Origin of the sequence: Falsiroseomonas sp., assembly GCF_030695085.1 — a bacterium.
GTDB lineage: Bacteria > Pseudomonadota > Alphaproteobacteria > Acetobacterales > Acetobacteraceae > Falsiroseomonas.
Window position 1 is genome coordinate 40,647 of sequence record NZ_JAUYTS010000228.1, and the last position, 26,113, is coordinate 66,759.

A 26,113-nucleotide genomic window follows, 5' to 3' on the forward strand; every position below is an offset into this window, starting at 1 on the left:
CGGCGAGAAACCGGGCAGAGGCAGGATGCAACGCAGCCAGAGAATGAACCTGCTGCTGATCGCGCTCGGCGCCATGTTCCTGCAGCAGACCTTCGCGGCGCTGGGTCGCAACCTGCCTTCCATCATCGCCCCGGCCATCCTGGATGATCTGCGGCTCGATCCGGCTTGGCTCGGCGTTTATGTCGGGCTGGGGGCGCTGGCCTCGCTGGGCTTCCAGCTCGGCTGCGGCAGCTTCATCATCCGGCATGGGGCCTTGCGGGTCAGCCAGGTGGCGCTGCTGATGCTGGCCGTCGGGCTGGTGCTGGCCTGTATCGGGCCGCTCGGCTTCTTCGCCCTGTCGGCGGTGATCGGCGCGGGCGGGGCGGCGGTATCCACGCCGGCCAGCTCGCACCTGCTCGGGCGCTATTCGCCGCCGCGCTATGCGCCGCTGGTGTTTTCCATCAAGCAGACGGCGGTGCCGGCGGGGCTGCTGTTGGGCGGGCTGCTGGGGCCGCTGCTGACCGGCTGGTGGGGCTGGCGGGGCGCGATGCTGTCCTCGGCCGGGGCCTGTGTGGTGCTGGCAGTGCTGTTGCAGCCGCTGCGGGCGGAATTCGACGCGGACCGCGTGCCGGGGCGCAGCTTTCGCCTGTCGGATTTCCACACCACCCTGGCCGTGGTCATCCGCAGCCGGGATCTTTTCAACCTGTCCCTGGCCTGTTTCGTGTTCAACGGCATACAGACAGTCTTCATGGCCTATTTCGTCGTCTACCTGACGGCGCTGGGGCACCCGCTGGCCGTCGCGGGCTTCGTCTTTTCCGTCGCCACGCTGATCGCGGTGCCCGGGCGCATCCTGTGGGGCTGGATCGGCAGCGTGCTGCTGCCGCCGCGGGTGGTGATGGGGGTGCTGGCCCTCGGCATGGCGGCCAGTTCCGTGCTGGCGGGCCTGTCCGGGCCGGGCTGGCCGCTGCCCATGCTCGGCCTGGTCGGCGCGGGGCTCAGCCTCACCGCCTTGTCTTGGAACGGCGTGCTGCTGGCGGAGGCGGCGCGGCTGGCGCCAGAGGGAATGCGTGGGGCCGCGACCGGCGGCGTGCTGTCCTTCGGCCAGCTGGGGGCGCTGCTGATGCCGCTGGTCTTCGCCGCGGTGCTGTGGCTGACCGGCCGCTACGATTACGGCTTCCTGCTTTGCGCCGCGCCGGCGCTGCTGGCCGGGCTGGCGCTGCTGCGGCCGCCGCGCGCCGCCGCATAGCCGGCCAGCGCCAGCAGCAGCCCCTCCGCCGCGAAGGCCAGGGAGGCGGTGGCCGCCGCCCCCTGCAACACCAGGATCTGGTTCTGGTTCTGCAACCCGAGCACGATCGGCGTGCCGAGCGTCGCCGCCCCGGCCAGCGCACCCACCGCGGCAGTCGCCACCGCCAGCACCAGCGCCACGCGCAGCCCGCCCAGCACCAGCGGCCAGGCCAGCGGCAGCTCCACCTCCCGCAGCGCGCCCGCCGGGGTGTAGCCCAGGGCGAGCGCCGCCAGCCGCGCCTCCGGCGGCACCGCCTCCAGCGCGGCGACGGTGGCCCGCAGCACGGGCATGATGCCGTACAGCAGCAGCGCCAGGATGGTCGGCCCCCAGCCAAAGCCCATGGCCGGCACCGCCAGCGCCACCGCCACCACCGGGGGCACCGCCTGGGCGGCGGCGGCGAAGGCATCCGCCGCCGGGCGCAGCGCACGGCCCGATGGCCGCGTCACCAGCACCCCGAGCGCCAGGCCGAGCAGCGCCGCCGGCACCACCCCGGCCAGCGCCAGCCCGGCATGGCCGGCGGCCAGCCCCAGCAGGCGCCCGGGCGGAAAGCCGCCGAACCAGCCGGGCAGCAACGCCACCAGCGCCAGCACCGCGGCCAGCAGCAGCGCCATCATCGGCCGCGCGCCAGCACGGCCTCCAGCCGCAGGGACCCATCGCCCAGCGCCAGCACGCCATGGCCGGATTCCGCCATGCGGGACAGCGCATCGGCCAGTGTGGCGCCGGAGGCCAGGCGGGGCGCATCGGCGGGGGCGGGCCGGCCATCCCGCGCCACCTCCGCCGGCAGCAAGGACAGGCGGCGCAGGCCGGGCTGGCCGCCGCCGAGCAAGGTGCGGGCGAAATCCGGCGCATCCTCCGCCACCAGCGCGGCCGGCGCGCCATCCGCCACCACCGCGCCATCCCGCAGCACCACCACCTGGCTGGCGAGTTCCAGCGCCTCCTCCGGATCATGCGTCACCAGCAGGATGGTTTTGCCGGTTTCAGCATGGATGCGGCGGAGCTCGGCGCGCAGGTCGCGCCGGGTGATGGGGTCCACGGCGCCGAAGGGCTCGTCCATCAACAGGATATCCGGGTCCGCGGCCAGGGCCCGCGCCAGGCCCACGCGCTGCGCCTGGCCGCCGGACAGCGCGCCGGGCAGGCGCTGCGCCAGCGCAGGGTCGAGCTGCACCAGCTCCAGCAGCGCGGCGACGCGGGCCGCAATTCGGGAAGAATCCCAGCCCAGAAGGCGCGGCACCGTGCCGATATTGGCGGCGACGCTGCGATGCGGGAACAGGCCGGTGGATTGCATGACATAGCCGATGGACCGCCGCAGCCGTGCCGGGTCCTGGCCCGCCACATCGGCGCCGCGCACCAGCACGCGGCCGGCGCTCGGCTCCACCAGCCGGTTCACCAGTTTCATCAGCGTGGATTTGCCGGAGCCGGAGGGGCCGACCAGGGCACAGAGCACGCCCGCCGCGACCTGGAGGTTCACGCCGGACAGCGCCTCCGTCGTGCCGAAGCGGACGGAGACATTCTCGAAGCGGATCATGCGCTGCCCCCCAGCCGATGTTCCAGCAGGCGGATCAAGGCATCCGCCGCCAGCGCCAGCGCCATGATCGGCAAGGCGCCGAGCAGCATCAGGTCGGTGGCGAATTGCGCCAGCCCCTCGAAGACCAGCGCGCCGAGACCGCCCGCCCCCACCAGCCCGCCAAGCGTCACCAGCCCGATCGCCTGCACCACCGCCACGCGCAGGCCACCGGCGAAGACCGGCAGCGCCAGCGGCAGCCGCACCTCCCGCGTGATACCGCCCTCCGTCATGCCCATGGCACGCGCGGCGGCCACTGCCGCGGGGTCGGCCGCCGTCAGCCCGCCGAGCACGGAGCGCCACAGCGGCAGCGCCAGGTAGCCCGCGGTGGCGAGCACGGCGGGCGCCGGGCCGATGGCGCCGAGGCCCAGGCTGCGCAGCGCCGGCAGCAGCGCCAGCAGCCCAGCCAGCAGCGGAATCAGCGCCGCGAACAGCGCGATGGCCGGCACCACCTGCACGGCACCAAGCGCAGCGCCCACCGGCCCGGCGGCGCCCGGCCGCCGGAAGCCGGCCCAGGCCAGCGGCACCGCCAACAGCAAGGCCAGCGCCAGCGCCGCCCCGGCGAGCGCCAGATGGCGCAGCAGGGCGGCGTGCACCACCGCCTCCCGCGCCCGGTATTCCACCACCAGCGACAACGCCTCGAAGGTTCCGGCCTGCCAGAGCAGCAAAAGGGTGAGCAGGGCGAACGCGGCCAGCACGGCCCGGCCCATCCCGGGCAGGGCCGCCGCGCGCGCCACCACCAGCGCGGCGCCCGCCACCAGCCCGAGCCAGAAGCCGCCACCGAGGCCGGCGCGCGCCGCCGGGGCCAGCCCTTCCAGGGACAGGGCGGCTGCCCAGCCCGTGGCGGTCAGCAGTAGCGCCACACCGGCCAGCGCGGCCGGCGCCCCGAGCCAGGCCGGCAGGCGCTGCGGCACCGCCAGCACCACTGCCACCAGCGCAGCCGGTGCAGCCCAGCTTATCGCGGCAAATCCGCTGGCCGCGACGCCTGGCAGCAGCCGGTTCGGCGCGACGCTCAGCCAGGGCAGCAGCAGCCCGGCCAGCACTACCAGCCCCAGCAGCGCGCGGCCTACCTCACCCGCGCGCATCGGCCGCGCGTCAGCCCAGCGTGGCGAAATGCGCCCGCGCCACCGCAGCGGCCGCCTGGCCTTCCACGGCCACACGGGCGTTCAGTTGCTGAAGTGTCTCCAGCGTCAGCGATGCGAAGACCGGGGCGAGCGCGGCACGGATGCCCGGATGCGCCTCCAGCACCGCCTGGCGGACCACCGGCGCCGGCTCATAGACGATCTGCGCGCCCTTGTTGTCCTGCATCACCACCAGGCTGAGCGCGGAGATGGCGCCATCGGTGCCATAGACCATGGCGGCATTCACCCCCGAGATGCCCTGCGCCGCGGCACGCATGGTCACCGCCGTATCGCCGCCCGGCAGCACCACGATGCGGTCGCGCGGGAAGCTGAAACCATAGGTCCGCTCGAAGCTGCCGAGCGCCGCCGGGCTCTCGACGAATTCGGCGGAGGCGGCGAGGCGGAGCTTGCCGGCCTCCGCCGCGCGGCCGAAATCCTCCATGGTCGAAAGGTTCTCGGCACGCGCCACATCGCCGCGCAGGGCGATGGCCCAGGTATTGTTGGCCGGCGCGCGGGCCAGCCAGACCAGACGGTTCGCTTCCAGGTCCAGCCGCGCCACCGTCTCATGCGCCGTATCGCCGCTGCGCCAGGCCGGGGCTTCCGGCTGCTGGAAGAAGAAGGCGCCGTTGCCGGTGTATTCGGGATAGAGGTCGATCTCGCCCGCCACCAGCGCGGTGCGGACGATGCGCGTCGGGCCGAGCGACAGCCGCGCCTCCGTCGGGATGTTGGCGCGTTCCAGCGCCACCAGGATCAGGTTGCCAAGCAGCGCGCCCTCCGTGTCGATCTTGGAGGACACCACCACCGGCCGCGTGGCCTGGGCGCGCACCAGGGACGGGGCCGCAAGGGCCAACGGGAGCGCGGCGAGGAGCCGCCGCCGGATGATGCCTGCCATGATTCCAGTCCTGTCCCGTTTCGGTGCCAAGGGGGAGTTGCCAGCAGCACAGCGTGCCACGCGACAGCCGGTTCCGTCCCGCTCGGATGCAGGTGGCCGACCCGACCGAGATGGGGTCGCCCGGCCACCTGACCAGTCGAAATCAACCCAGCGCCGCATCCTCCAGCGTGATGCCCGAGAAGAAGTTCAGCGCGCCCGGCATGGCCTTGAAGCCGGTGATCTCCTTCTTCATGGCATAGCCCTGGCTGCGCCAGGCGAGGCCGACCAGCGGCACTTCCTCCAGCGCCACGCGCTGCGCCTCCAGGTAGATCTCGCGCCGCTTCGCGGTGTCGAACTCCGCCCGACCGGCCCGCATCAACTCCTCCAGCTTCGGAATGCGCAGCCCGGCGCTGCGGACGTAGGAGGGGGAGAGCGAGCCGTCGATCAGGTTGTTCAGCCCGTCCGCATCGTTGCTGTCGGTCGCCGTGCCCATCACCGCGATGTCGAACTGGCCGCGATTGCCCAGGTTCACGCGCGTCGCCCAATCCGGCAGGCGCAGCTCCGCCTGAATGCCGACGGCGGCCAGGTGCTGCTGCACCACCTCCGCCGTGTCCTTGTGCATGCCGTATTGCGCGGTGGACAGCAGGCTGGTGCTGAAACCGTTGGGCAGCCCGGCCTCCCGCAGCAGGGCCTTGGACTTGTCCGGGTCATAGGCCTGGCCCTTGGACAGCGCCTCGTCGAAGAAATCGCTGCCCGGGGCGATCGGCAGGCCCTCCAGCGGGCTGCCGCGGCCGAAGAAGGCGACCTTCACGATGTCGTCGCGCCTGATGGCGTGGGCGATGGCCCGCCTGACCCGCGCATCGCCCAGATGCGGGCGAGATGCGTTGAAATTCAGATACATGAAGGGGCCATTCGTGGCGTCCAGCCGCAGCCGTTCATCCACCTCGATCGCTGCCATCGCCTGCCAGGGCACGTATTCGATGAGGTCCACGTCGCCTGCACGAATGGCGGAGACGCGCAGATTTTCATCCGCATAGGCAATCAGCCGGATGCCGGCCAGCTTCGGCTGGCCCGGCTTGTAGTAGCGGTCGAAGGCCACGAGATCGATCGAGGTGCCACGCTCCTGTGCCCGGATGGTGAAGGGCCCGGCGCCGACCGGCAGCACGCCCGCGCCGGTTGGGCTGCGTGGGCTGACGATCATCATGTGGTAGGACGCCATCCAGTTGGGCAGGGTGGCGATGGGCGCCTTGGTGACGATGCGCACCGTCCGCGCATCCGGCGTCTCGATGCTCGCGACCTGCTGCATCTCCGCCCGGTAATGGGCGGTGGAGCGTTCGGCGGCGATCTGCTCGATGTTCCATTTCACATCGGCAGCGGTGATCTTCTCGCCATTGTGGAACAGCGCGTTGTCGCGCAGCGTGAAGCTCCAGGTGGTCGGGTTCTCGTTGCGCCAGGATTCCGCGATCTCACCGCGCAGCGCGCCATCCGGGGCGTAGGACAGCAGCCCGCGATGGATCAGCAGCTTCACCGTGGCGGCGGCGGTCCCGGTATTGGCCCAGGGCTGCAGGCTGGGCGGGAAGGAGGACAGGCCGAAGCGCAGTGTGCCGCCCTGCGCGCGGGCGGCGCCGCCCGGCAGGAAGGGCAGGGCGGCAGTGGCGGCGATCAGGCCGCGGCGGGTGATGCGCATGGTGAAGTCTCCCTTTGTTGTTGTCAGTCTGCTCCATAGATCGTCTGCGCCGCCTCGGGCGTGATGCTGCCCTCGGCCAGGTCGCGTTGCAGAGCGGCGCGGTCACGTTCCCCGGGCGGGCCATAGCCGCCGCCGCCGGGGGTGATGATCTCCACCCAGTCGCCCGCCTGCAACAGGCCATTTCCCAGCACGAAAGGCGCAATGCCCGGGCCATAGACGAAGCGGCCGCGCCCGCCCGGCTGCCCGCCCTGCAAGCCCCAGGGGGCGGAGGCGAAGCGGGACCCATCCATCCGCAGGCGGCATTCGGCTTCCGCCCGGTAGACCCGGCGCAGCCCCATGCCGCCGCGCTGCCGCCCGGCGCCGCCGGAGCCTTCCACCAGCTCGTAGCGCATCAGCGTCAGCGGGTATTCGATCTCCAGCGCCTCGACCGGCAGGTTGGAGGTATTGGTCGTGTGCACATGCACGCCATCCAGCCCGTCCTTGGTGGCGCGGGCGCCGAAGCCGCCGCCGATGGTCTCGAGATAGACCCAGGGCTCCCCCGTGATCGGCTGCCGCCCGACGAAGGAGGCGACGAAGCAGGCGCCATTATGCGCCGCCGTCACCCGCCCCGGCACCGCCTGCGCCAATGCGCCATGGATGAGGTCCACCACGCGCTGGCAGGTGGATAGCCGCGCATTCACCGCAGCCGGCAGCACGCAGTTCAGCACGCTACCCTCCCGCGCCGTGACGCGCAGCGGCCGCGCCAGCCCGGCATTGGGCAGCAGCGTCGGGTCCACCACCGTCTTCACCGCGTAGTAGACGGTGGCGAGCAGCGCGGTGAAGGTCATGTTGATGCCGGCGCGCACCTGGTCCGGCCCATCGAAATCCAGCGACATGGTGTCGCCCGCGATGGTCAGGGTCAGGGTCAGCGGCAATTCGCCGTCGATCTCCGGGCTGTCATGGACATCCGCGAAGGTCCAGGTTCCATCGGGGATGGCCGCGATGCCGGCGCGCATCTTGCGCTCGGCGTAGTCCTGCAGGGCCTCGCCCGCCGCCAGCACAGTCTCCGTGCCGTATTTCGCACAGAGCGCCTGCATGCGGGAGACGCCGAGGCGGTTGGCCGCCATCTGCGCGCGCAGGTCGGACAGACGCTCCCGCGGCACCTGGCAGTTCAGCAGGATCAGCTCCTGCACATCATTCTGCAATTCGCCGGCGCGATAGAGCCGGATCGGTGGGATGCGCAGGCCTTCCTGGAAGATATGCGCATGGCCGCGATCGGCGAAATCCGAGTGGTGCGCCAGGTTCACGGCCCAGGAGACGATGCGGCCGTCGACGAAGATCGGCTCCGCCAGCACGATATCGGGCAAATGGGTGCCGCCGCCCTCATAGGCGTCATTGCCGACAAAGACATCGCCTGGCTGCATCTTCGCCATCGGATGACGCTTGAGGATATGCGCGATGATGCCGATGAAGCTGCCGAGGTGGATCGGGATGTGTTCCGCCTGGCACAGCGTATTGCCGGCGATGTCGAACAGCGCCGTGGAACAGTCCCGCCTTTCCTTGATGTTGGTGGAGTAGGAGGCGCGGACCAGCGCTTCCCCCATCTCCTCGACGATGGAGGACAAGGCGGAGCCGATGACCTCGACCGTGATCGGGTCCGGGCGCATGTTGCTCATGCCGCCGCCTCCAGGATCAGGTTCTCGTACTCATCCACGCGGGCGTCCTGGCCCGGCAGGATGACGGTGGTGGCGTCCATCTGCTCGACGATGGCAGGGCCGGCGATGCGGTCGCCAGGTGCCAGGCGATCCCGCGCATAGACCGGCACGACGACGATGCCCTGCGCTTCCGGCAGCCAGATTTCCCGAGTCGCCTCCAGCGCCGCTTGTGGGTCGGGACCCTGCAGCGGGCGCGGCCGCAGCTCCGCCTTGCGGACCACACCGGTGGCTTCCAGCCGGAAGGTGACGAGCTGCACCGCCTCCCCTTCCGCGATGAAGCCATACATCTGGCGATGCGCCGCGGCGAAGCCCTCGGCCAGATGCGCCAGCGTGGCGGCGGTGAAGGGCCCGTCGGGCAGGGCCACCGGCAGTTCGTAGTTCTGGCCGGCATAGCGCATATCCACGCTGCGGCGGATCATGCGTTTGTCGGCGGCGATGTGTTCCTGCTCGAACCAGCGTTCCGCCGTAGCGGTCAGCGTGGCGAAGGCGGCCTCCATCGGCGCCACCGCGTCTTCGTCCAGCGCGGTCAGCCGCGTGGCGGAGAAATCCGCGCGCAGATCGGTCAGCAGCAGCCCCATGGCGCAGAGGATGCCGGGATTGCGCGGCACCAGCACGCGGCGGATATCCAGCTCCTTCGCCAGGCGCGACGCATGCAGCGGCCCAGCGCCGCCGAAGGCCATCAACGTATAGTCGCGCGGATCATGCCCGCGCTGCACGCTGATCACCCGGATCGCCTTGGCCATGTTCGCGGTGACGACGGACAAAATGCCCTGCGCCGTCTCCATCACCCCCATGCCGAGCTGCGCCGCCAGCCGTTCCACGGCCGCCAGGGACAGGTCGCGGCGGATCGGCATGCGGCCGCCCAGCAGATGCGTCGGGTGCAGCGTGCCGAGCACGACATTCGCATCCGTCACCGCCGCTTCCGGGTTGCCGCGGTCGTAGCAGACCGGCCCCGGATCGGCGCCGCAGCTGCGCGGCCCGACCTTCAGCAGCCCGCCGGAATCGACGAAGGCGATGGAACCGCCGCCGGCGCCCACCGTGTGGATATCCAGCATCGGCGCCTTGATCGGGTAGCCATGCACGATGGCCTCCCCCGTCATCCGCGCCGCCCCACCCTGCAGCAGCGCCACATCCGTGCTGGTGCCGCCCATGTCGAAGGTGATGAGGTCCGGGAAGCCGGAAAGCCGGCCGATGGCCTGGGCACCGACCACGCCGGTGGAGGGGCCGGACAGCACCATCCGCACCGGCATCTCCGCCGCCGCCTCGAAGCCTATGACGCCGCCATTGGACTGCGTCAGATGCGGTGTCGCGGTGACACCCAGCTCGGCCAGGCGTTCCGCCAGGCGCTTGATGTAGCCGCGCATCACCGGGCCGAGGTAGCTGTTCACCACGGCGGTGGACAGCCGCTCGAACTCCCGGAATTCCGGCGCGATCTCGTGGCTGGTGGTGAGGAAGATTCCCGGAATTTCTTCCGCGATGATGCGCTTCGCCGTTGCCTCATGCGCCGGATGCACGAAGCTGTAGAGGAAGCAGATGGCGATGGCCTGCACGCCGGCTGCCTTCAGCGCGCGAGCGGCGTCGCGTACCGCCTGTTCATCCAGCGCCGTCTCCACGCTGCCGTCATGGCGGATGCGTTCCGGCACCTGGAGGCGCAATTCCCGCGCCACCAGCACCGGCGGCTTGTCCACCTGTAGATCGTATAGATCCGGGCGCTTCTGGCGCCCGATCTCCAGCAGGTCGCGAAAGCCATCGGTGGTGACCAGCCCGGTGCGGACGCCGCGATGCTGGATCAGCGCGTTGGTGGCCACCGTGGTGCCATGGCCGAAATAGGCGATGTCGGCGGGCGCCTGGCCGATTTCCGCCATGCCCTCCGCCACGCCGCCGGCAATGCCGCGAGAGGGATCATCCGGGGTGGAGGACACCTTCCAGACCGCGATGCGGCCGGTGTCTTCCTCGAACAGGCAGACATCCGTGAAGGTGCCACCCGAATCCACGCCGACGCGCCAGCCCAATGTCGCGGTCCCCGTTCCAGCCTGTGCCGCAGTCTCGCGCCGAACTTCGTTCCTGTGCAATCCCGGCGCGGCTATTCCGCGAAGTGGCAGGCGGCCTGCTGCTTCGGCCAATCCGCCCGCAGCGCCGGGTCCTGCTCCGCACAGAGCGGCTGCGCCTTCGGGCAGCGCGTGCGGAAGCGGCAGCCGGAGGGCAGGTTGGTGGGGCTCGGCGGCTCACCTTCCAAGGAAAAGGTATCCGTCACGCGCGCGCCGCCGATCTTCGGAATCGCGGCCAGCAGCGATTGCGTATAGGGGTGCCGCGGCGTGGCGAAGACCTGCGCCGTCTCGCCGATTTCCACGATGCGCCCGAGATACATCACCGCCACCCGGTCGCAGATCAGCCGCACCACGGACAGGTCGTGGGAGACAAACAGGTAGGTCAGCCCGAACTGCTGCTGCAAGGACAGGAACAGCTTCAGGATCGTGGCCTGCACGGAGACATCGAGGCCCGATGTCGGCTCATCCAGGATCACGACCGATGGCTTCAGCGTGAGAATACGCGCCAGCCCGACGCGGCGCTGCTGCCCGCCACTGATCTCATGCGGATAGAGATCGAGATGCGTCTCCGGCAGCCCCACCGCCGCCAGGATCTCCCGCACCCGTGCCTCGCGCTCCGCCTCGCCGAGTTCGGTATGCACGATCAGCGGTTCGTGCAGCGAGGCACGGATGGTCCAGCGCGGGTCCAGCGAGGCGCCGGGGTCCTGGTAGCAGTATTGCAGATGCTGCCGGAATTTGCGGCTCTGATGCGGCTTGAGCGGCGCGATGTCCTGGTCCTGGAACAGGATGCGGCCCTGGGTCGCGGTGTGGATGCCCATCAGCGTCTTGCCGAGGGTAGATTTGCCGCAGCCGGATTCGCCGACGATGCCGAGGATCTCACCCGGCTGCACAGCGAAGGACACATCATCCAGCGCCCGCAGCCAGCCGACGCGGCGCTTCCACAAATTCCGCACGGGGAAGTATTTGCGGAGGTTCTCGACCTCAAGGATGGGCGCGCTCACGCCGCGAACTCCGTCAGCCGGTGGTGGCAGCGCACGCTATGGCCGGGGCCGGCCAGCTCGGCCGGCGGGCGCTGCTGGCAGATCTCGGTGGCGCGTTCGCAGCGTGGGTTGAAACGGCAGCCCGGTGGCGGGTCGATCAGGCGCGGGATTTCGCCGGGAATGCCGCGCAGCCCGGTCTCGGCGCTGGGCAGGCTGTCCAGCAGCTTGCGGGTGTAGGGGTGGCTCGGGCGGTTGAAGAATTCCGCGACCGGCGCTTCCTCCACCTCCTGCCCCGCATACATCACGGTGATCCGGTCGCAGATTTCATACGCCGCGCCGAGGTCATGCGTGGTGAACAGAACGGCGACGTTACGGTCCCGCGCCAGACCCTTCAGCAGCTTCAGGATCTGCGCCTGCACCGTCACGTCCAGCGCGGTGGTCGGTTCATCCGCGATCACCAGCTTCGGCTCCGGCAGCAGCGCCATGGCGATCATCAGCCGCTGGCGCTGGCCGCCGGAGACCTCATGCGGGTATTTGCGCAGCAGCGCCTCCGGGTTCGGCAATTGCACCAGGCGCAGCCATTCCACCACGCGGGCCAGGTCCGCCTCCCGCCGCGCGCGGGCATTGCCCCTGAAGGACGGGTCGCGCAGCAGCGGCGATTTCCAGTGCATCAGATCGGCGATCTGGGTGCCGATGGTGAAGACCGGATTGAAGGCGGTGGAGGGGTCCTGCGGAATATAGGCGATCTCCCGCCCCCGCACCTCCCGCGCCAGCGCCGCTTCCGGCACGGTCAGCAGGTCCCGCCCACCGAATAGCACCTGGCCGCCCTGGATGCGCGCCGAGTTCGGCGGCAGGATGCCGAGGATGGCGCGCGCCAGCGTCGTCTTGCCGCAACCGGATTCACCGACCAACCCGCGGATTTCGCCCGGCCGGATCGAACAGCTCACCCCATCCAGCACCTTCGCCAGCCCGGCATCGGAGGCGAAGGCGACGCGCAGGTCGCGCACCGCGATCAGGTCACTTTCCACTGGAGGCCCGCCGCAGCCGGGGGTCGAGCACGTCGCGCAGCCCATCGCCCAACAGGTTGAAGCCCATCACCACGATGAAGATCGCAAGCCCCGGAAAGGCCGCATACCACCACGCCATCGGCAGGAATTCGCGCGATTCCGCAATGGTGCGCCCCCATTCCGGCGTCGGCGGAGGTGGGCCGAGCCCGAGGAAGCCCAGCGTCGCCGCCGTCAGAATGGTGCCACCCATGCCGATGGTGGTGCGGACGATGATGGAGGAGGAGATGGAGGGCAGGATGTGCAGCACCATCACGCGCCAGGGCGAACAGCCGAGCGCAATGGCCGCCTCGACGAAGGTTTCGTTCTTGCAGGACCGCGTCTCGGCATAGACCAGCCGTGCCCAGAACGGCCAATAGGTAACCGACAGCGCCAGGATGACGTTCTCGATGGATGGCCCCAGCGTCTGCGCGATGGCAATCGCCAGCACGATCTGCGGCACGGCCAGGAACACGTCCGAGCCACGCATCAGCAGGTCGCTGCCGAGCCCTTCATAGTAGCCGGCGACCAGCCCCACCGGCACGCCGATCAGCACCGCGACAAGGATGGCGACGACCGCGATGGTGATGGTGATGCGGGCGCCATACAGCAGCCGGGAATAGATGTCGGCGCCCATGCGGTCCGTGCCCAGCCAGTTATCCGCATTGGGCGGGCTGAGGCGGATCGCCGTGTGGAATTCCGTGACGTCGCCCGGGTGGGTGGACAGCCAGGGCGCCAGGATCGCCGCGAACACCACGATCAGGATCAGCGCCAGCCCCAGCATCGAGGAGCGATCTTCCGCCAGCTTGCGAAACACCTGCCTCATCAGCGGGTCTCCCGCGGGTCAATGAGCCCCTGAAGGATATCGACCAGCAGGTTGACCACGATGAACATGGTGCCCGCGATCAGCGTGAAGCCCATCACCGCATTATAATCCGAGTTGAGGATGGAGTTCACCGCGAACATGCCCAGCCCCGGCCAGTCGAACACCGCCTCCACCACCACGGCGCCGGCCAGCAGGATGCCGAAGATCAGGCCGATCTGCGTGACCGTGCCGATCAGCGCATTGCGGAGAACATACTTCCAGACGATCTGGCTGCGCGGATAGCCCATCGCTGTTTCGTACAGCACATAGTTGCTCTCCAGCGCGTTCAGCACGCCGGCGCGGGTGAACCGCACGATGGTGGCGGCCGCCGGCAGCGCCAGGGTGGCAACCGGCAGGATCAGGTGATGGAAGGCATCCAGCAGCGTCTCCATGTCCCAGTTGATCAGGGAGTCGATGATATAGAAACCGGTGATCGGCTCCGGACCCCAGCCCTCGACACGTCCGGTCAACGGCGTGATGCCGAGCTGCATGGAGAAAAACAGCTGGAGCAGGATCGCGAACCAGAAGCTGGCAATGGCGAGACCCGCGATAGTGACGAAGCGCAGCGCATGATCGACCCAGGAATTGCGCCGCAACGCGCTGACCACGCCGAGCGGCACGCCGATCAGGGCCGCGACCACCACGGTGACCAGTGTCAGCTCCAAAGTGGCCGGAAGCCGGCTCAGCAGATCCTCCGAGACAGGACGCCCGGTATAGATGCTGCGGCCCATATCGCCGCTCAGGATGGACTGCACATAGCGCAGGAACTGGATATGCAGCGGCTGGTCCAAACCCAGCCGCGCCCGCATCTCCGCGATGGTGGCGGCGGAGGCGTTCTCCCCGGCGGCGAAGGCCGCCGGGTCGGCCGGGATGACGTGCGAAATGAAGAAGACAATCGCCAACAGGCCGAGCAGTGTCGGCACGAACCAGATCACGCGGTTGACGACCAGGACGAAAATCTTCACGGGGCCGAAACCCCGTCACGCAGTCCTTTTGTCACGCGATGCTGAGCCAGCGCATCTCCTGCCCGTCCCCGATCGGACAGAACCGCACGCCGCTGACATTCTTGCGGAAGGGTCCATACCACTTGGTGTTGTGGATGAAGATCGCCGCCGCATCCTCGGACGAAATGCGCGCCACCTGCTCATACAACGGCGCGCGCTTCGCCTGCTCCGGCGTCGCCAGCGCCTCGGCCAGCAACCGGTCCACCTCCGGGTTGGAATAGTAGGAGGCATTGCCGCCGCGATGGCGTTCTGTGGCCAGGAGCTCGCCGGCCCAGTTGTGCGGGTCCGCGTAATAGGTGGAGCGCCACAGGAACAGCAGGTCGTACATCTGCTCCGGATCGCGCATCTTGTTGGAAACCACCGGCCAGGGTTCGTTCAGCAGGCGGCTCTGGATACCGGCGCGGGTCAGGCCGTTCTGCAGCAGGGACGCGGCCTGGATCGACTGTTCGTAGCCAATCATGCCGGCCACCACGATCTCCCGCATCGGCGCCTGCACGCGGGCCAGGTACCACTTCGCCTTGTCGATGTCATAGGTGTAGCCGGCAAGGTCCTTCGGCGCACCCCACATCGGGTTCGGCACCACCCCGGTGTTGCGCACCACGGACCCGCCGAGGATGTTGTTGATCCAGCCATCATAGTCGAAGGCGTGGCACAGCGCCTTGCGGAAGTTCACATCGTTCATCGGCGCGCGCTGGTTGTGGATGCAGGCGTAGAACAGCCGGGTCGACTCCGCCTCCAGCACATTCAGGTTCGCATCGCCCTGCAGGCGGACGATCTGGTCCTGCGGCATGTAGGGGTCGGTGCCCTGGAAGTCGCCGCGGATCAGGCCGAGCACACGGCTGTTGACCTCCGCCACATAGCGGAAATCGATCTCGGCGATGCCCGCCGGGCCGAGAAAGTGGTTGTCGAAGCGCTGCGCCAGGAAGCCGCGTGCCGGATCGAAGCGGCGGATGATGTAGGAACCCGATCCGGCGTCGTTGCGGCTGATGAAGGCCTCGCCCCAATCGCCATTCCGCTCGTTGCGCTTCAGCAGCGCGCTGTTCACCACATAGATGTCGTGGGTGGTCGCTGCGAAGATGGCCGATGGCGTGGTCAGGTTGAACTGTACCGTGTGGCGGTCCAGCGCCTTGGTGCTGCCAGGCGCGACCAGCGGGGCGAAAAGCGGGAAGGCGCCCTTCTTCACCGCCAGGATTCGCTCCATGGAATAGACCACATCCTCCGCCGTCAGCGGCGCGCCATCATGGAAGGTGACGCCCTCGCGCAGCTTGAAGGTGTAGGTCTTGCCGTCCTCGGAGGTGGTGTAGGATTCCGCCAGCCACGGCTCCAGCTTCGGCGGGTTGTCCACCCAGCGCATCAGCCCGTCATAGCAGTTGAGCCGATAGGCGACGCGGCCGACATCGAAGGTGGCGTGCGGGTCCATCGTGTCATAGGCGCTGCCATTGGCGAAGACGATGCGCCCACCGCCGCCGCGCTGCGCCTCCGCAATGCGTGGCAGGCCAGCCACGCCCACCGCGGCGCCGGCGGCCAACAGGGTCCGCCGACGGACCCCAGCCGAGAGGCTGCTCATGTCGCGCTTTTCCATTGTCGCGTCCCTGTCTGCGTTGCGGAAGGTTGCACCGCGAAAAATACCGGCGTCAAGGCGCCTCACGCTTCCGCGACACCCCCGGTTGCGGGAGGATGGCCGCACAGATAGCGTCGTTGCAAGCAGCTTCGGAAGGACAGGACATATGCCGAGCGATCGGAAGCTCGCCTTGGTGACCGGCGGGGCACGCGGCATCGGCCGAGGCTGCGTGCATGTGCTGGCAGAACGCGGATACGACATCGTCATCGTCGACCTTCTGCGCGCCGAAATGGAACGCACCCAGGCAGAGGTGGAGGCCATGGGCCGCCAGGCGATGATCGCCGAGGCCGATGTCGCCGACCATGCCAGGGCGCGCGAGATCGCGGCGGAGGTCCGCACCCGCTTCGGCCGGATCGATGTGCTGGTGAACAATGCCGGCCGCGGCAACCCCACCGGCATCCTGGAGATCACGGAGGAAGCCTTCGACCGCACCATCGCGGTGAACCTCAAATCCTGTTTCAACTACATCCAGGCCCTGGTGCCGCTGATGCAGGAAGGCGGCGGCGGGCGCATCATCTCCATGTCCTCGCTGAACGCGCATACCGGCGGCGTGACCAGCGCGGTCTCGAAATTCTCCTATGCCGCGGCCAAGGCCGGCATCATCGGCATGACCAAGGCCCTGGCCAAGGAACTGGGACCGGAGATCGCCATCAACTGCGTCTGCCCCGGCGTGATCGAGACCGAGGTCGGCAACAGCCTTACCAAGGCGCGCGGGCCGGAGCTGGCGAAGAAGATCATGCTCGGCCGCCTCGGCACGCCGGCGGATGTGGCGCAGCTTGTCGCCTTCCTCGCCACGGCAGAGCCCTTCTTCATCACCGGCCAGGCCATCACCATCGATGGCTTCCAATGGGAGATCTGAGCCCCGTGCGCTACCGGCTCGGCGTCGACATCGGCGGCACTTTCGCGGATTTCTGCGTGCTGAACGAGACGACCGGGGAGGTTTCGACGCTGAAGGTGCTGTCCACCCCGGCGACGCCGGGGCAGGAAGTAATCGACGGGCTGCGGGGGGTGCAATCGCGTTTCGGCATCGCTCCGGCCGATCTGGCCTGGTTCACGCATGGCACCACGGTCGGCGTGAATGCGGTGATCCAGCGCAAGGGCATCCCGCTCGCGCTGTTCGTCACCCGCAATTTCCGGGATGTGCTGGAGCTGGCGCGGCTGAAGACGCCGGACCCCTACGACCTGCTGTCCCGCCGCCCGCCGCCGCTGGTGCCGCGCGAACGCGTGATCGAGATCGACGGTCGTTTGAACGCAGATGGCAGCGAGGCCGAACCGCTGGACGAGGCCTCGGTGCTTGCGGCGCTGGACCAGGCGGAGGCGCGCGGCGCGGAGGGCGTCGTGCTCGCCCTGCTGCACAGCTACCGCAACCCGGCCCAGGAACATGCGGCGCAGGCGCTGCTGAAGAAGCTGCGGCCGGACATGCCGGTCTATTGCTCCGCCGATATCTGGCCGATCATCCGCGAATATGAGCGCAGCGTCACCGCCGTGGTGCATGGCCATGTGCAGCCGCGCGTCGCCTTCTACCTCGCCTCCCTGCAACGCGCCCTGCTGGAAGCCGGGGTGGTGGTGGAGCCGATGGTGACGAAATCCAATGGCGGCGTGATGCGCGCGGAGCTCGGCAAGACGCGCTGCGTGGAGATGCTGCTGTCCGGCACCGCGGCGGGTGCCATCGGCGCCGCCTTCGTGGCGCGCGCCGCCGGCGTGCCGCGCGCGATGAGCCTGGATATCGGCGGCACCAGCGCGGATGTCGCCGTCATCGCCGATGGCGCGCCGAGCTACGGCACCGGGGAGAGGGTTGGCGATTTCCCGGTCTATATCCCGACCGTCGCCGTCACCTCGATCGGCGAGGGTGGCGGCTCCATCGCGGCGGTGGATGCGCTGGGGCTGCTGACGGTAGGGCCGGAAAGCGCCGGCTCCACCCCCGGCCCGGCTTGCTACGGCCGTGGCGGCACGCGCGCCACCATCACCGATGCGATGTGCGTGCTCGGCTTCATCGGCCATGGCGCGCTGGGCTATGACAGCGTGCGCGTCAGCGCCGACCTTGCCGCGCAGGCGGTGGACGAGGTGGCGCAGGCGCTCGGCCGCAGCCGGCAGGAGACGGCGGAGGCGATCGTGCAGGTCGCGGTCAGCAGCATGTACCGGGAGGTCAGCAAGCTCGCCGCGCGCCAGGGCGTCGATCCGCGCGATTTCTGCCTGATGCCCTTCGGCGGCGCCGGCCCCATGCTGGGCGCGCTGCTGGCGCGGGAGCTGGGGATGCGGGAGGTGCTGATCCCGCTGACGCCCGGCGTGCTGTCGGCCCTCGGCGGGCTGATCGCCGATATCCGCAGCGACTTCATTGAGACGGTCTATGCCGATCTCGACGCCGCCGCCCTGCCCGGCCTGGTCGCGGCCTTCGCGCGGCTGCGGTCGGAAGCCACGCGCTGGATCCGCGAGGACCAGCGTTTTGAGGGCGAGGTCACCTACAAACCCTCCGCCGAAATGCGCTACCGAGGCCAGTCCTTCGAGATCGAGGTGCCACTGGAGGCCGCCTGGATCGAAGCCGGCAACCTGGCCGCGATGGAGGAGGCCTTCCACCAGGCCCACGAAAAGCTGTACGGCCATGCCGATCGCGGCGCGCCGATCCAAGCGATCGCGCTGCGGATGGTGGTCGCCGGCACCGTCCCCACGCCGCGCTTTCCGGAACAGGACCGCGTGGAAGGCACGCCCGAGATCCTGCGCGAGGTGGAGGTCTGGCTCGACGGCCGCGCCCAATCCGCACCGCTCTATCTCCGCAGCGCGCTGCGCCACGGCCACCGCTTCAGCGGCCCCTGCATCGTGCTGCAGGACGACACCACAAGCTGCATCCCCCCCGGCATGACCGGCGAGGTGGACCGCTTCGGCAATCTGCGCCTGACGGCCGGCTGAGGAGACGCGCCATGTCCATCGACCCGGTCACCTTGCAGATCTTCGGCAACCACGCCCAGGCGGCGGCGGAGGCGATGGCCTTCACCCTGTTCCGCACCGCCCATTCCACCTTCGTGAAGGAGACGGAGGATTTCACCACCGGCCTCTGCACGCCGGAGGGGCTGACCTTTGCCAGTCCGCGCGAATTGGGCGCCACCTGGTTCATCGGCCTGGAATACGGCCCCGTGATCCGCGCGCTGTCCGACTATCGCGAGGGCGATGTCGGCATGACCAACGATCCCTATAGCGGCTTCGTCTGCACCCATTCGCCGGACATCCATCTGTGGAAGCCGATCTTCTGGGAGGGTGAGCTGGTCTGCTTCGCCGTCGGCCATATCCACAATACCGATGTCGGCGGCGCCGTCCCCGCCTCGCTGTCGCGTGCGCTGACGGAGGTGCACCAGGAGGGCATCCGCTTCCCGCCCGTAAAACTGGTGGCGGAGGGGGTGCTGGACCAGCGGCTGCTCGACATCATGCTGCTGAATGTCCGCGCGCCGACGCAGAACTGGGGCGACCTGAAGGCCCAGCTCGCCGCCATGACGACGGGTGAGCGCAAGGTGCACGAAATGATCCGCCGCTTCGGCCTGGCGACCTTCCGGGCCGGGATGGAGGGGCTGCTGGATCTGGCGGACCGGCAGGCGCGGCGCGTGCTGGCCGGCATCCCCGATGGCGACTACGAATTCCACGACTACCTCGATGAGGATTCGCCGGGCGGCCTGCCCTGCCGGCTACAGCTCAACATGCGCATCCGGGGCGAGACGGCGGAGCTGGACTTCACCGGCTCCGACCCGCAGCTCACCGCCTCGCTGAACATGCCGACGGGCGGGTCGGCGCGACACATCCTGCTTATGGTGGGGTGGAACTACGTGCTCTACACGCTGGACCCGACCATGCTGCTGAATGGCGGGCTGGTGCGGCCCGCCACCTGCATCGTGCCGGAGGGCACCGTGCTGAACCCGGTCTTCCCCGCCGCGGTCGGCATGCGCTCCATGACCTGCATGCGGCTGCAGGGCGTGCTGATGGGCGCCTTCCAGCGCGCGGTGCCGGACCGCCTGCCGGCCGGCCCCGCCAGCGGCGGGCCGATGATGAATGTGAACACCACGGACAATCGCACTGGCCGCCGCGTGATGGCGGCGATCGACCCCATCACAGGCGGCGGCGGCGGTGCGCCGGATGGCGACGGCAATGATGGCTCCGGCGGCAATAGCGGCTTCCTGAAAAACACGCCGGTCGAGATCAACGAGGCGGAAGTGCCCATCCGCATCCTGCGCTACGGGCTGGAGCCGGATTCCGGCGGCGCTGGAAAGCATCGCGGCGGCATGGCGACGGTGCTGGAATTCCGCGTGCATGCGCCGGGCACCGTGGTAACGGCGCGCAACCGCGACCGGTCCCGCTTCCGGTCCTGGGGTGTGCAGGGCGGGCTGCCCGGCGCGGCATCGCAGTTCTGGCGCAATCCATGCACGGCGCGGGCGGAGAATCTGGGCAATACCGATGTGGTGACGCTGGACCCCGGCGATGTCATCCGCATTGTCTGCTCCGGCGCCTCCGGCTGGGGCCCGGCCTGGGAAAGGCCGGTGGCGGCCGTGGAGGCAGACCTCGCCGCGGGCAAGGTTTCGGAGCAGGCGGCGGCGCGTGACTATGGCGTGGTGGCGGGCGATGCGGCGGAAACGCAGCGCCTGCGCGCCGCCCAAGCCGCCGCGCCACATCGCGACTTCGATCCGGGGCCGGAGCGCGAAGCCTATGAGCAGGTCTGGACGGATGCGAATTACGCGGCGCTGACGGCAATCCTGGCCAGCCTGCCGATCCACTGGCGCCACTACGCCAAGCGGCAGATCTTCGCCCGCGTGGAGCAAGCGGCGGAAAGGCGCGGCGATGGCAGCGAGGTGCGTGCCGCTTTCGCCGCGCTACGCCAGGATTTCCCGCAGATCGTCGGATGATCACTGGTCGCATTTTCCGAGTCGTCAGGCGAAGCAGCCTGACTTGAAAATGCTCACCGCAGCGGGTGCTGGTCGAGGCAGGGCTGGTAGGACGGCTCCACCTCGATCCCCGCCGCGCCGAGGAAGCGCACCACGCCGCAATAGAAGGCGATGATCACCAGCAGGTCGGTCAGGCTGGCAATGTCCAGATGCGCCTGCACCTCGGCGAAGGTGGCATCGCTCAGCGTATCCGCGCCCTGCGCCATTTCCCGCGCGGCGCGCAGCACGACGCGGGCGGCGGGCTCCAGGGCGGAGACACCGCCATTCGTCTCGACGGCGATCGCCGCAATCTCGGCATCCGTCACGCCGAAATCGCGCCCGATGGAAACATGGTGCGACCACTCATAGGCGCTGCGCGCCACCCACCCCACCTGCAGGATCGCCAATTCGCGCAGACGTGCATCCAGCACGCTGTGATGGCGGATATGATTCGCGAGGCCCAGGAAGGCGCGCGTCATGCCCGGGCTGTTCACCATGGCGCGGTACAGGTTGACCGGGCGCACCAGCAGCGCCTGGTCCTCCGGCGCCAGGTCAGTGACGTCGCGATAGGGCAGTCTCGCCATGGCGGCCTCCTCCGTTTCGGGTAGCAGACCAGCCGTGGCGATGCGGCGCAAGCCGGTCAGGCGGCGTCGAAGGTGACCGGGAAATGCACCGGGAAGGGCGTGCCGGCGCCATCCACCGGGCCGGCGCGGCGCAGCCCTGGCTGGCGCAGCAGCGGCTTCAGTAGCTGCGGGATGACAGCCTGGTTGATATGCGCGCCGAAGCAGGTGTGCATGCCGTAGCCCCAGAGGATATAGGCTTCCGCCCCGCGCCCGGCGCGGAAATCCTCGGGCCGGTCATGCGCGATGGGGTCGAACATGGCGGAGAGGTTGGCGGCCAGCACCATGGCGCCGGCGGGCACGCGCTGCGCCCGCAAGGTGCCGCGCGCGATCACCGTCTCCCGCACCGCGCGGCGATAGATGAAGGGGTTCACCGGGTCGAAGCGCAGCGCCTCCCACAGCAAGGCCGCGAGCGCGGCATCGTCATCGGCGCGGGCGGCGGCCTGGGCGGCGGCCAATGCCTCCGGCCGGTCCAGCAGCGTGTCCAGCGCCTTGACGCTCGCCTTGGACAGGGTGGGCACCAGCCCGATCAGCAGGCCGATCACATTGTTGCGGATGCCGAGGTCGTCCATCCCCGGCGCGCCGGCCGCCTGCAACGCCAGGCAGCGATCCAGCACCTGGTCCGTGCCGGTTGGCTGCGCCTTGCGCGCCGCGATGGTGGCATCGAGGTAGCCGCGGCAGGCGCTGGCGGAGTCCATCGCCGCGCGCGTCACCGCCTCCTCCCCCGCCAGGTCCACGAACAGGTACCAGAACATCCGCGTGGTCCAGTCGGCCATGACAGGGCCGGAGGGGCCGGGCGTGCCGAAATAATGGCCGAGCAAGCCGGTCAGCACCGGCAGCGTCAGCGCCTCCGGCACGTCGATCCGCCCGCCGGAAGCGGCGACGATCGCCTCCGCCTGCTGCGCCACATAGGGGATGACGATCTCCGGCACGTCGCTGCGCCGCACCGCGAGGCGCATGTTGGAGACATCGCGCGTATAGGCGGAGCTGTCCTGCATGCCGAGGAAGAAGTTCTCGCCATCGGTGATGGCGCGCATCTTCGGCTCATACACCACGGCGAAATCGGCCTCGCGCTCCAGCACCTCCGTCACATCGGCGTGGCGGGTGACGATGACGGTGCCGGTATTCTCGTAGGCCGCGATCAGCTTGCGCTTCAGCGCCAGGTTCGGCCGCGCCGCGCGCAGCAGGGCGAAGATCAGGCGCTGATTCTCGGTGGTGCCGAGCATCGCCGCGATGCGCTGCCCGCGGCCCTCCGCGCCGCCGGAATAGGCCCGCGCGCCGCGCGCCGCCAGCCTGCCCGCCGCCCCCAGCGCGGCGCCCGCCATGCCGAGCCGCACCCCGGTCGCGCGCGCGGCATTGCCGAAGAAGCCGCTCATGTCGGGTCCACGATTCCGGCGGCGATCATGCGCAGCGCCGTCATGCTCGCGGTGAAGAAATACTCGCCGCCGCGCGTCTCGACGAATTGCGGCAGGCGGTCGCAGATGAAGGGCGGCTTGTCGCCGGCCGGGTCCGCGGCGATGACGAATTTGGCCTCCGGCCCGTGATTGCCGACGATCGGGCAGGTGTCGTTGCCGGTGTGGAAGTCCAGCCCGTACTGCATCCATTGCTGCTGGATGAATTCGAATTGCCGGAACAGGTTGGCGCAGGTCGCCAGCATGACGATGCCATGTTCCTGGTCATCCGTCGTCGCCCCAGGCACCGCCTCCCCATAAGGCAGGCCGCGGCGCAGGATGCGGCGGCGGTTGTTGAGGACGGAGCCGTTGAGCTGCTTCGGGTCGTTGGAGGCCAGCAGCGGGTCCATCATGTCCCGCGTGTTGGACCGCCGCAGATGCGATCCGAAGGGGCATTTGGCGCCATGCGGGTCGCTGCGGAAGGTGAAATCCACCATCTCCCGCGCCAGCGCGGCGAGCGTTGCCTTGTCCGCCCGCTTCTCGGCCTCGGCACGGCGGTTCTGGAAGGCGCGCCATTCGGCATAGGTGCCGGCCGCCATCAGTGGCACGCCATCGGACCATCGGCCGGCGATCTTCGCCTTCAGCGTCTCGCAGGCTTCCTCCTGCGGCACCTGCATCACGGCGGCGAATTGCGTGGCCATGCGGTCCATCGCATCGCGCCAGGCGGCGACATTCTGGTGCAGCTTGCGATAGGCGACGAAGGTGCCGTTGCGGCTGAAGGGCAGCGGCATGCCGGCGCCCGGAATCTCCTGCGATTCATCCGGATGGCCGAGCAGAAATTCCCCGGTGGCGAGCGGCGCCCAGCTCTGGTCCGGCAGCAGCTTGCCCTGACCTACCACCGAACCGACCATGCGATCCGGCGCGTATTGCCCATCGAACACCGCATCGCCAATGGCGTCGGTGAAGCCGAAATGCTCCTTCGGGCTGGGCACCGGGCTGCCATCCGGGCCGGGCTCCATCAGCGCGGACAGGTCCTGCCAGCGCGCATCCGGGCCGCGATGGCCGGATAGCAGCGTGACCTTGCCATCTGTCGCGCGCACCAGCGCCTCGATCTCCGCCGTCACCTCCTCCAGCCGCGCCACCGGCGTGCCGTCCGGGTTCATCTGCGCGTTCAGCGTGACCAGCACATGCACGCGCCTGCGCGGGTCGTCCTGCCACAGCCAGACCGGGTCCCAGGTCTCGCCGATCGCGTGCGGGAAATTGTCGCAGAGGATGTCGGCGCGGGCCGGCATGCCATCGATGAATTCATCCGGCATGCCGCGCAGCGTGCGGATCGGCACGCCGAGCGCCAGCAGCCCCCAAAAGGTGAAGGAGACATTCACCGCCACCTGCGGCCGCCGCTGGAACACCGTGCCCGGCGGCGGCGCCTTGTCCTTGGAGGAGGGCCAGCGCAGCGCCGTGGTCACGAAGGGCCGCACCATGTCGAGCAATTTGCGCCCGGCCCGCCCATCCGCGACGTTCAGCAGCAGGCAGCGCCCCTTGGGGAAGCCCATCTTGCCATAGGCGGTCAGGACATTGCCCTGGATATCCGCCAGGTCGAGCTGTGTGGCCATTTTCAACGCCTCCTCAACACCGCACCACGCCACGGTGCTGGGTGGGTTGGGCCGTATCCTCCGGCCGATGCGTCACCAGGAATTCGCCGAAGGCGGCGTGCAGCGCCTCCGGGCTCATGCCCTGCGTGTCCGTCGCAAATCGCGTAAAATGCTGTTGCAGGTACAGCGCCTTCAGCACGGATGGCAGGTCGGATCGCGGCGCCATGGGGAAGGGCTGCGCGCCGGCGGCCATCACGCGGGAATAGGCGAACCACAGCGCCAGCGGCAGCGCCACCAGCCCCGCCAGGGCCAGCCACAGCCAGGCGCTGCTGAACAGGCCGATGACCAGCCCCAGCACCAGCGCCCCGGCGGAGACGATGGCGGGCAGCAGCAGGTTGCGCAGCGGCAGCGGCGACAGCGGCGGCGCGCCCTGCCAGTAGTCGTTGAACGGCATGGTGGTCTCGATCTGGCAGGCACGGATCAGCCGCACGAAACCGGCGGCATCGGTGGCGCGGTCATGGCCTTCCGTATGTTCCAGAATCTCGCGCAGCTCCGGCTCCATCACGGACCACAGATGCGTCAGGTAATCCGCCAGCGCGGCATTGCTGCTATCCGGCGCGTCGAAATCCGCCACCAGGATCAGATACGCGCAGGGCAGGCGATCCACCGGATCCGTCACGCTCGGCTGCGGCGAAAGCTTCAGCGCCACCTTGATCGGATCGCGCTGGCCACGGCCGTTGAAGGCGACATCGTCGAGAATGGCAAAGCGCGCGAAATGCGTGCGGTCGCTGCGCGCGAATGGGCTGTTGACGCCGATCTTCTCGGTCGCCGGCGTCTGCAACGCCGTCGGCAGCGCCACCAGCCGGCCGCGCAAGGCCTGGGCGTGGGAGGTGACGGTCGCATCGGTGCGTGGATCGGTGCACAGCCCGGCGCGCACCGGGATCAGCACGGTCAGGAAGTAGTGGCCACCATCGAAATTGGGCATGGCTCGGGCTCCTGCTCAGGTCGGTGGCCGGCGGATCAGCGCCTCGCGGTTCAGGTCGGCATTCTGCGTGTCATTGCTCGCCACCGGGGCATAGCCGTGGGAGGGCAGGTCGTTCTGCACGGTGATGAAGGCGCGGCGATAGGCCAGCGCGAATTCCGCCGGTGTCATCGCGGCATGCCGGGCGCGCAGATCATCCAGCGCCGCCCAGACGCGCAGCGCCGCCTTGATGTCCCGCTGCGCCGCGCCGGGCGTGGCGTTGTAGTAATAGGCGCAATCCACCTGGTTGGCGCGGATGTAGTTCTTGAAGGGCGTGATCGGGATCGATCCCGGGTATTTCGTGCTGGAATACCAGAACAGGTCCAACCCGTTCGGGATGCCGTCGCTGAAGGCGTCGATGTACTGGTCCCAGGTGCCGTTGAAATTGCTGACGAACAGCATGTAGTCATTCTCGATATCCGGCTTGCCCTGGCCGAGATCCGGCCACTGGTCCCGCCTGATCATCACCCAGCGCGCGAAATGGATGATGGACAGGCCAAGCAGCCCGCCAAGCTGCTGCGGCTGGGTGCGCGCCACCATGAAGAGCAGCCGGTTGATCCAGGTCTTCCAGGGCCGCATGGGGGTGACGACGTTCATCCCATAGGCCTTGCCCGCGACATTCGACATCGGCCCCACCCCCCTTTTCGCGGCGCGGCCTGCGCCGCGCGAACCGGGGCACGCTATCGCCCCGAGCGGTGGTTGCAAGATAAAACACTTCGCGCCGAGGTTGTGCGAAACGGTCGGAAACATTGCTTCGTACCGCGCGGCGCCGATGCGCCGGCGGAAGCAACCCGCCACAGGCCCCCGCGTTGGCCCGGCAACCCCGGAATTA

At 69.1% G+C, this 26,113-nt stretch carries 21 protein-coding genes; 4 read left to right on the forward strand and 17 right to left on the reverse strand.

Features of this window, described 5'->3' with window-relative positions; all coding sequences use genetic code 11:
* The first annotated feature begins 43 nt into the window (after window positions 1–43).
* Window positions 44–1,225: an MFS transporter gene (locus Q8S40_RS23435; RefSeq protein WP_304815559.1), complete on the forward strand. Its 1,182-nt coding sequence runs from the start codon at window positions 44–46 to the stop codon at window positions 1,223–1,225.
* On the opposite strand, the gene Q8S40_RS23440 is transcribed toward Q8S40_RS23435, so the two are convergent.
* The 12 genes from Q8S40_RS23440 to Q8S40_RS23495 all read right to left on the reverse strand — a co-directional run bounded on the left by Q8S40_RS23440 (window position 1,147) and on the right by Q8S40_RS23495 (window position 15,705).
* Window positions 1,147–1,878: an ABC transporter permease subunit gene (locus tag Q8S40_RS23440; RefSeq protein ID WP_305672341.1), complete on the reverse strand. Its 732-nt coding sequence runs from the start codon at window positions 1,876–1,878 to the stop codon at window positions 1,147–1,149. The genes Q8S40_RS23435 and Q8S40_RS23440 overlap by 79 nt on opposite strands.
* Entirely contained in the window at window positions 1,875–2,789 is a 915-nt protein-coding gene (locus tag Q8S40_RS23445) for an ABC transporter ATP-binding protein (RefSeq protein ID WP_305672342.1), read from the reverse strand. Before Q8S40_RS23445 ends, Q8S40_RS23440 begins: the two co-directional genes overlap by 4 nt.
* Window positions 2,786–3,910 (reverse strand): ABC transporter permease subunit, encoded by a 1,125-nt coding sequence (locus tag Q8S40_RS23450; protein WP_305672343.1) that lies wholly within the window; start codon window positions 3,908–3,910, stop codon window positions 2,786–2,788. The genes Q8S40_RS23445 and Q8S40_RS23450 overlap by 4 nt, the downstream gene beginning before the upstream one ends.
* Before the next feature lie 10 nt (window positions 3,911–3,920).
* The gene (locus Q8S40_RS23455; RefSeq protein ID WP_305672344.1) at window positions 3,921–4,838 is read right to left on the reverse strand and encodes an ABC transporter substrate-binding protein; all 918 of its coding nucleotides are present in this window, start codon (window positions 4,836–4,838) and stop codon (window positions 3,921–3,923) included.
* Window positions 4,839–4,980: 142 nt separating this feature from the next.
* Entirely contained in the window at window positions 4,981–6,504 is a 1,524-nt protein-coding gene (locus tag Q8S40_RS23460; RefSeq protein ID WP_305672345.1) for an ABC transporter substrate-binding protein, read from the reverse strand.
* 23 nt (window positions 6,505–6,527) lie between these two features.
* A complete protein-coding gene (locus tag Q8S40_RS23465) occupies window positions 6,528–8,159 on the reverse strand; it encodes a hydantoinase B/oxoprolinase family protein (protein ID WP_305672346.1) in 1,632 nt (543 codons plus the stop codon).
* Window positions 8,156–10,210, reverse strand: a complete 2,055-nt coding sequence (locus Q8S40_RS23470) for a hydantoinase/oxoprolinase family protein (RefSeq protein ID WP_305672347.1) — start codon at window positions 10,208–10,210, stop codon at window positions 8,156–8,158. The genes Q8S40_RS23465 and Q8S40_RS23470 overlap by 4 nt, the downstream gene beginning before the upstream one ends.
* A gap of 71 nt (window positions 10,211–10,281) precedes the next feature.
* Complete coding sequence (locus Q8S40_RS23475; protein WP_305672348.1) at window positions 10,282–11,247, reverse strand: ABC transporter ATP-binding protein; 966 nt, start codon at window positions 11,245–11,247, stop codon at window positions 10,282–10,284.
* Window positions 11,244–12,254, reverse strand: coding sequence for an ABC transporter ATP-binding protein (locus Q8S40_RS23480; RefSeq protein ID WP_305672349.1), 1,011 nt, complete (start codon window positions 12,252–12,254; stop codon window positions 11,244–11,246). Before Q8S40_RS23480 ends, Q8S40_RS23475 begins: the two co-directional genes overlap by 4 nt.
* Window positions 12,244–13,095 carry an ABC transporter permease gene (locus Q8S40_RS23485; protein WP_304810832.1) on the reverse strand — a complete coding sequence of 284 codons (852 nt, stop codon included), beginning with the start codon at window positions 13,093–13,095 and terminating at the stop codon, window positions 12,244–12,246. The genes Q8S40_RS23480 and Q8S40_RS23485 overlap by 11 nt, the downstream gene beginning before the upstream one ends.
* Window positions 13,095–14,099 carry an ABC transporter permease gene (locus Q8S40_RS23490; protein ID WP_305672350.1) on the reverse strand — a complete coding sequence of 335 codons (1,005 nt, stop codon included), beginning with the start codon at window positions 14,097–14,099 and terminating at the stop codon, window positions 13,095–13,097. The genes Q8S40_RS23485 and Q8S40_RS23490 overlap by 1 nt, the downstream gene beginning before the upstream one ends.
* A 31-nt stretch (window positions 14,100–14,130) precedes the next feature.
* Window positions 14,131–15,705, reverse strand: coding sequence for an ABC transporter substrate-binding protein (locus Q8S40_RS23495; protein WP_304810836.1), 1,575 nt, complete (start codon window positions 15,703–15,705; stop codon window positions 14,131–14,133).
* Between the two features lie 160 nt (window positions 15,706–15,865).
* On the opposite strand from Q8S40_RS23495, the gene Q8S40_RS23500 reads away from it, so the two are divergent.
* From Q8S40_RS23500 to Q8S40_RS23510, 3 genes are read left to right on the forward strand one after another with little or no spacing between them, the layout of a single operon-like run.
* A complete protein-coding gene (locus Q8S40_RS23500) occupies window positions 15,866–16,618 on the forward strand; it encodes an SDR family NAD(P)-dependent oxidoreductase (RefSeq protein ID WP_305672351.1) in 753 nt (250 codons plus the stop codon).
* Window positions 16,606–18,663 (forward strand): hydantoinase/oxoprolinase family protein, encoded by a 2,058-nt coding sequence (locus Q8S40_RS23505; protein ID WP_305672352.1) that lies wholly within the window; start codon window positions 16,606–16,608, stop codon window positions 18,661–18,663. The genes Q8S40_RS23500 and Q8S40_RS23505 overlap by 13 nt, the downstream gene beginning before the upstream one ends.
* 11 nt (window positions 18,664–18,674) lie before the next feature.
* Entirely contained in the window at window positions 18,675–20,639 is a 1,965-nt protein-coding gene (locus Q8S40_RS23510) for a hydantoinase B/oxoprolinase family protein (RefSeq protein ID WP_305672353.1), read from the forward strand.
* Between the two features lie 53 nt (window positions 20,640–20,692).
* On the opposite strand, the gene Q8S40_RS23515 is transcribed toward Q8S40_RS23510, so the two are convergent.
* Genes Q8S40_RS23515 through Q8S40_RS23535 form a run of 5 tightly spaced genes read right to left on the reverse strand, consistent with a single transcriptional unit; the run spans window position 20,693 to window position 25,908 of the window.
* On the reverse strand, window positions 20,693–21,241 hold the full coding sequence (locus tag Q8S40_RS23515) for a carboxymuconolactone decarboxylase family protein (RefSeq protein WP_305672354.1): 549 nt from the start codon (window positions 21,239–21,241) through the stop codon (window positions 20,693–20,695).
* 56 nt (window positions 21,242–21,297) lie between these two features.
* On the reverse strand, window positions 21,298–22,653 hold the full coding sequence (locus Q8S40_RS23520; RefSeq protein ID WP_305672355.1) for a cytochrome P450: 1,356 nt from the start codon (window positions 22,651–22,653) through the stop codon (window positions 21,298–21,300).
* Window positions 22,650–24,281: a hypothetical protein gene (locus Q8S40_RS23525; protein ID WP_305672356.1), complete on the reverse strand. Its 1,632-nt coding sequence runs from the start codon at window positions 24,279–24,281 to the stop codon at window positions 22,650–22,652. Before Q8S40_RS23525 ends, Q8S40_RS23520 begins: the two co-directional genes overlap by 4 nt.
* Before the next feature lie 13 nt (window positions 24,282–24,294).
* Window positions 24,295–25,245: a hypothetical protein gene (locus Q8S40_RS23530; RefSeq protein ID WP_305672357.1), complete on the reverse strand. Its 951-nt coding sequence runs from the start codon at window positions 25,243–25,245 to the stop codon at window positions 24,295–24,297.
* 15 nt (window positions 25,246–25,260) lie between these two features.
* Window positions 25,261–25,908: a hypothetical protein gene (locus Q8S40_RS23535; protein ID WP_305672358.1), complete on the reverse strand. Its 648-nt coding sequence runs from the start codon at window positions 25,906–25,908 to the stop codon at window positions 25,261–25,263.
* Window positions 25,909–26,113 lie beyond the last annotated feature (205 nt).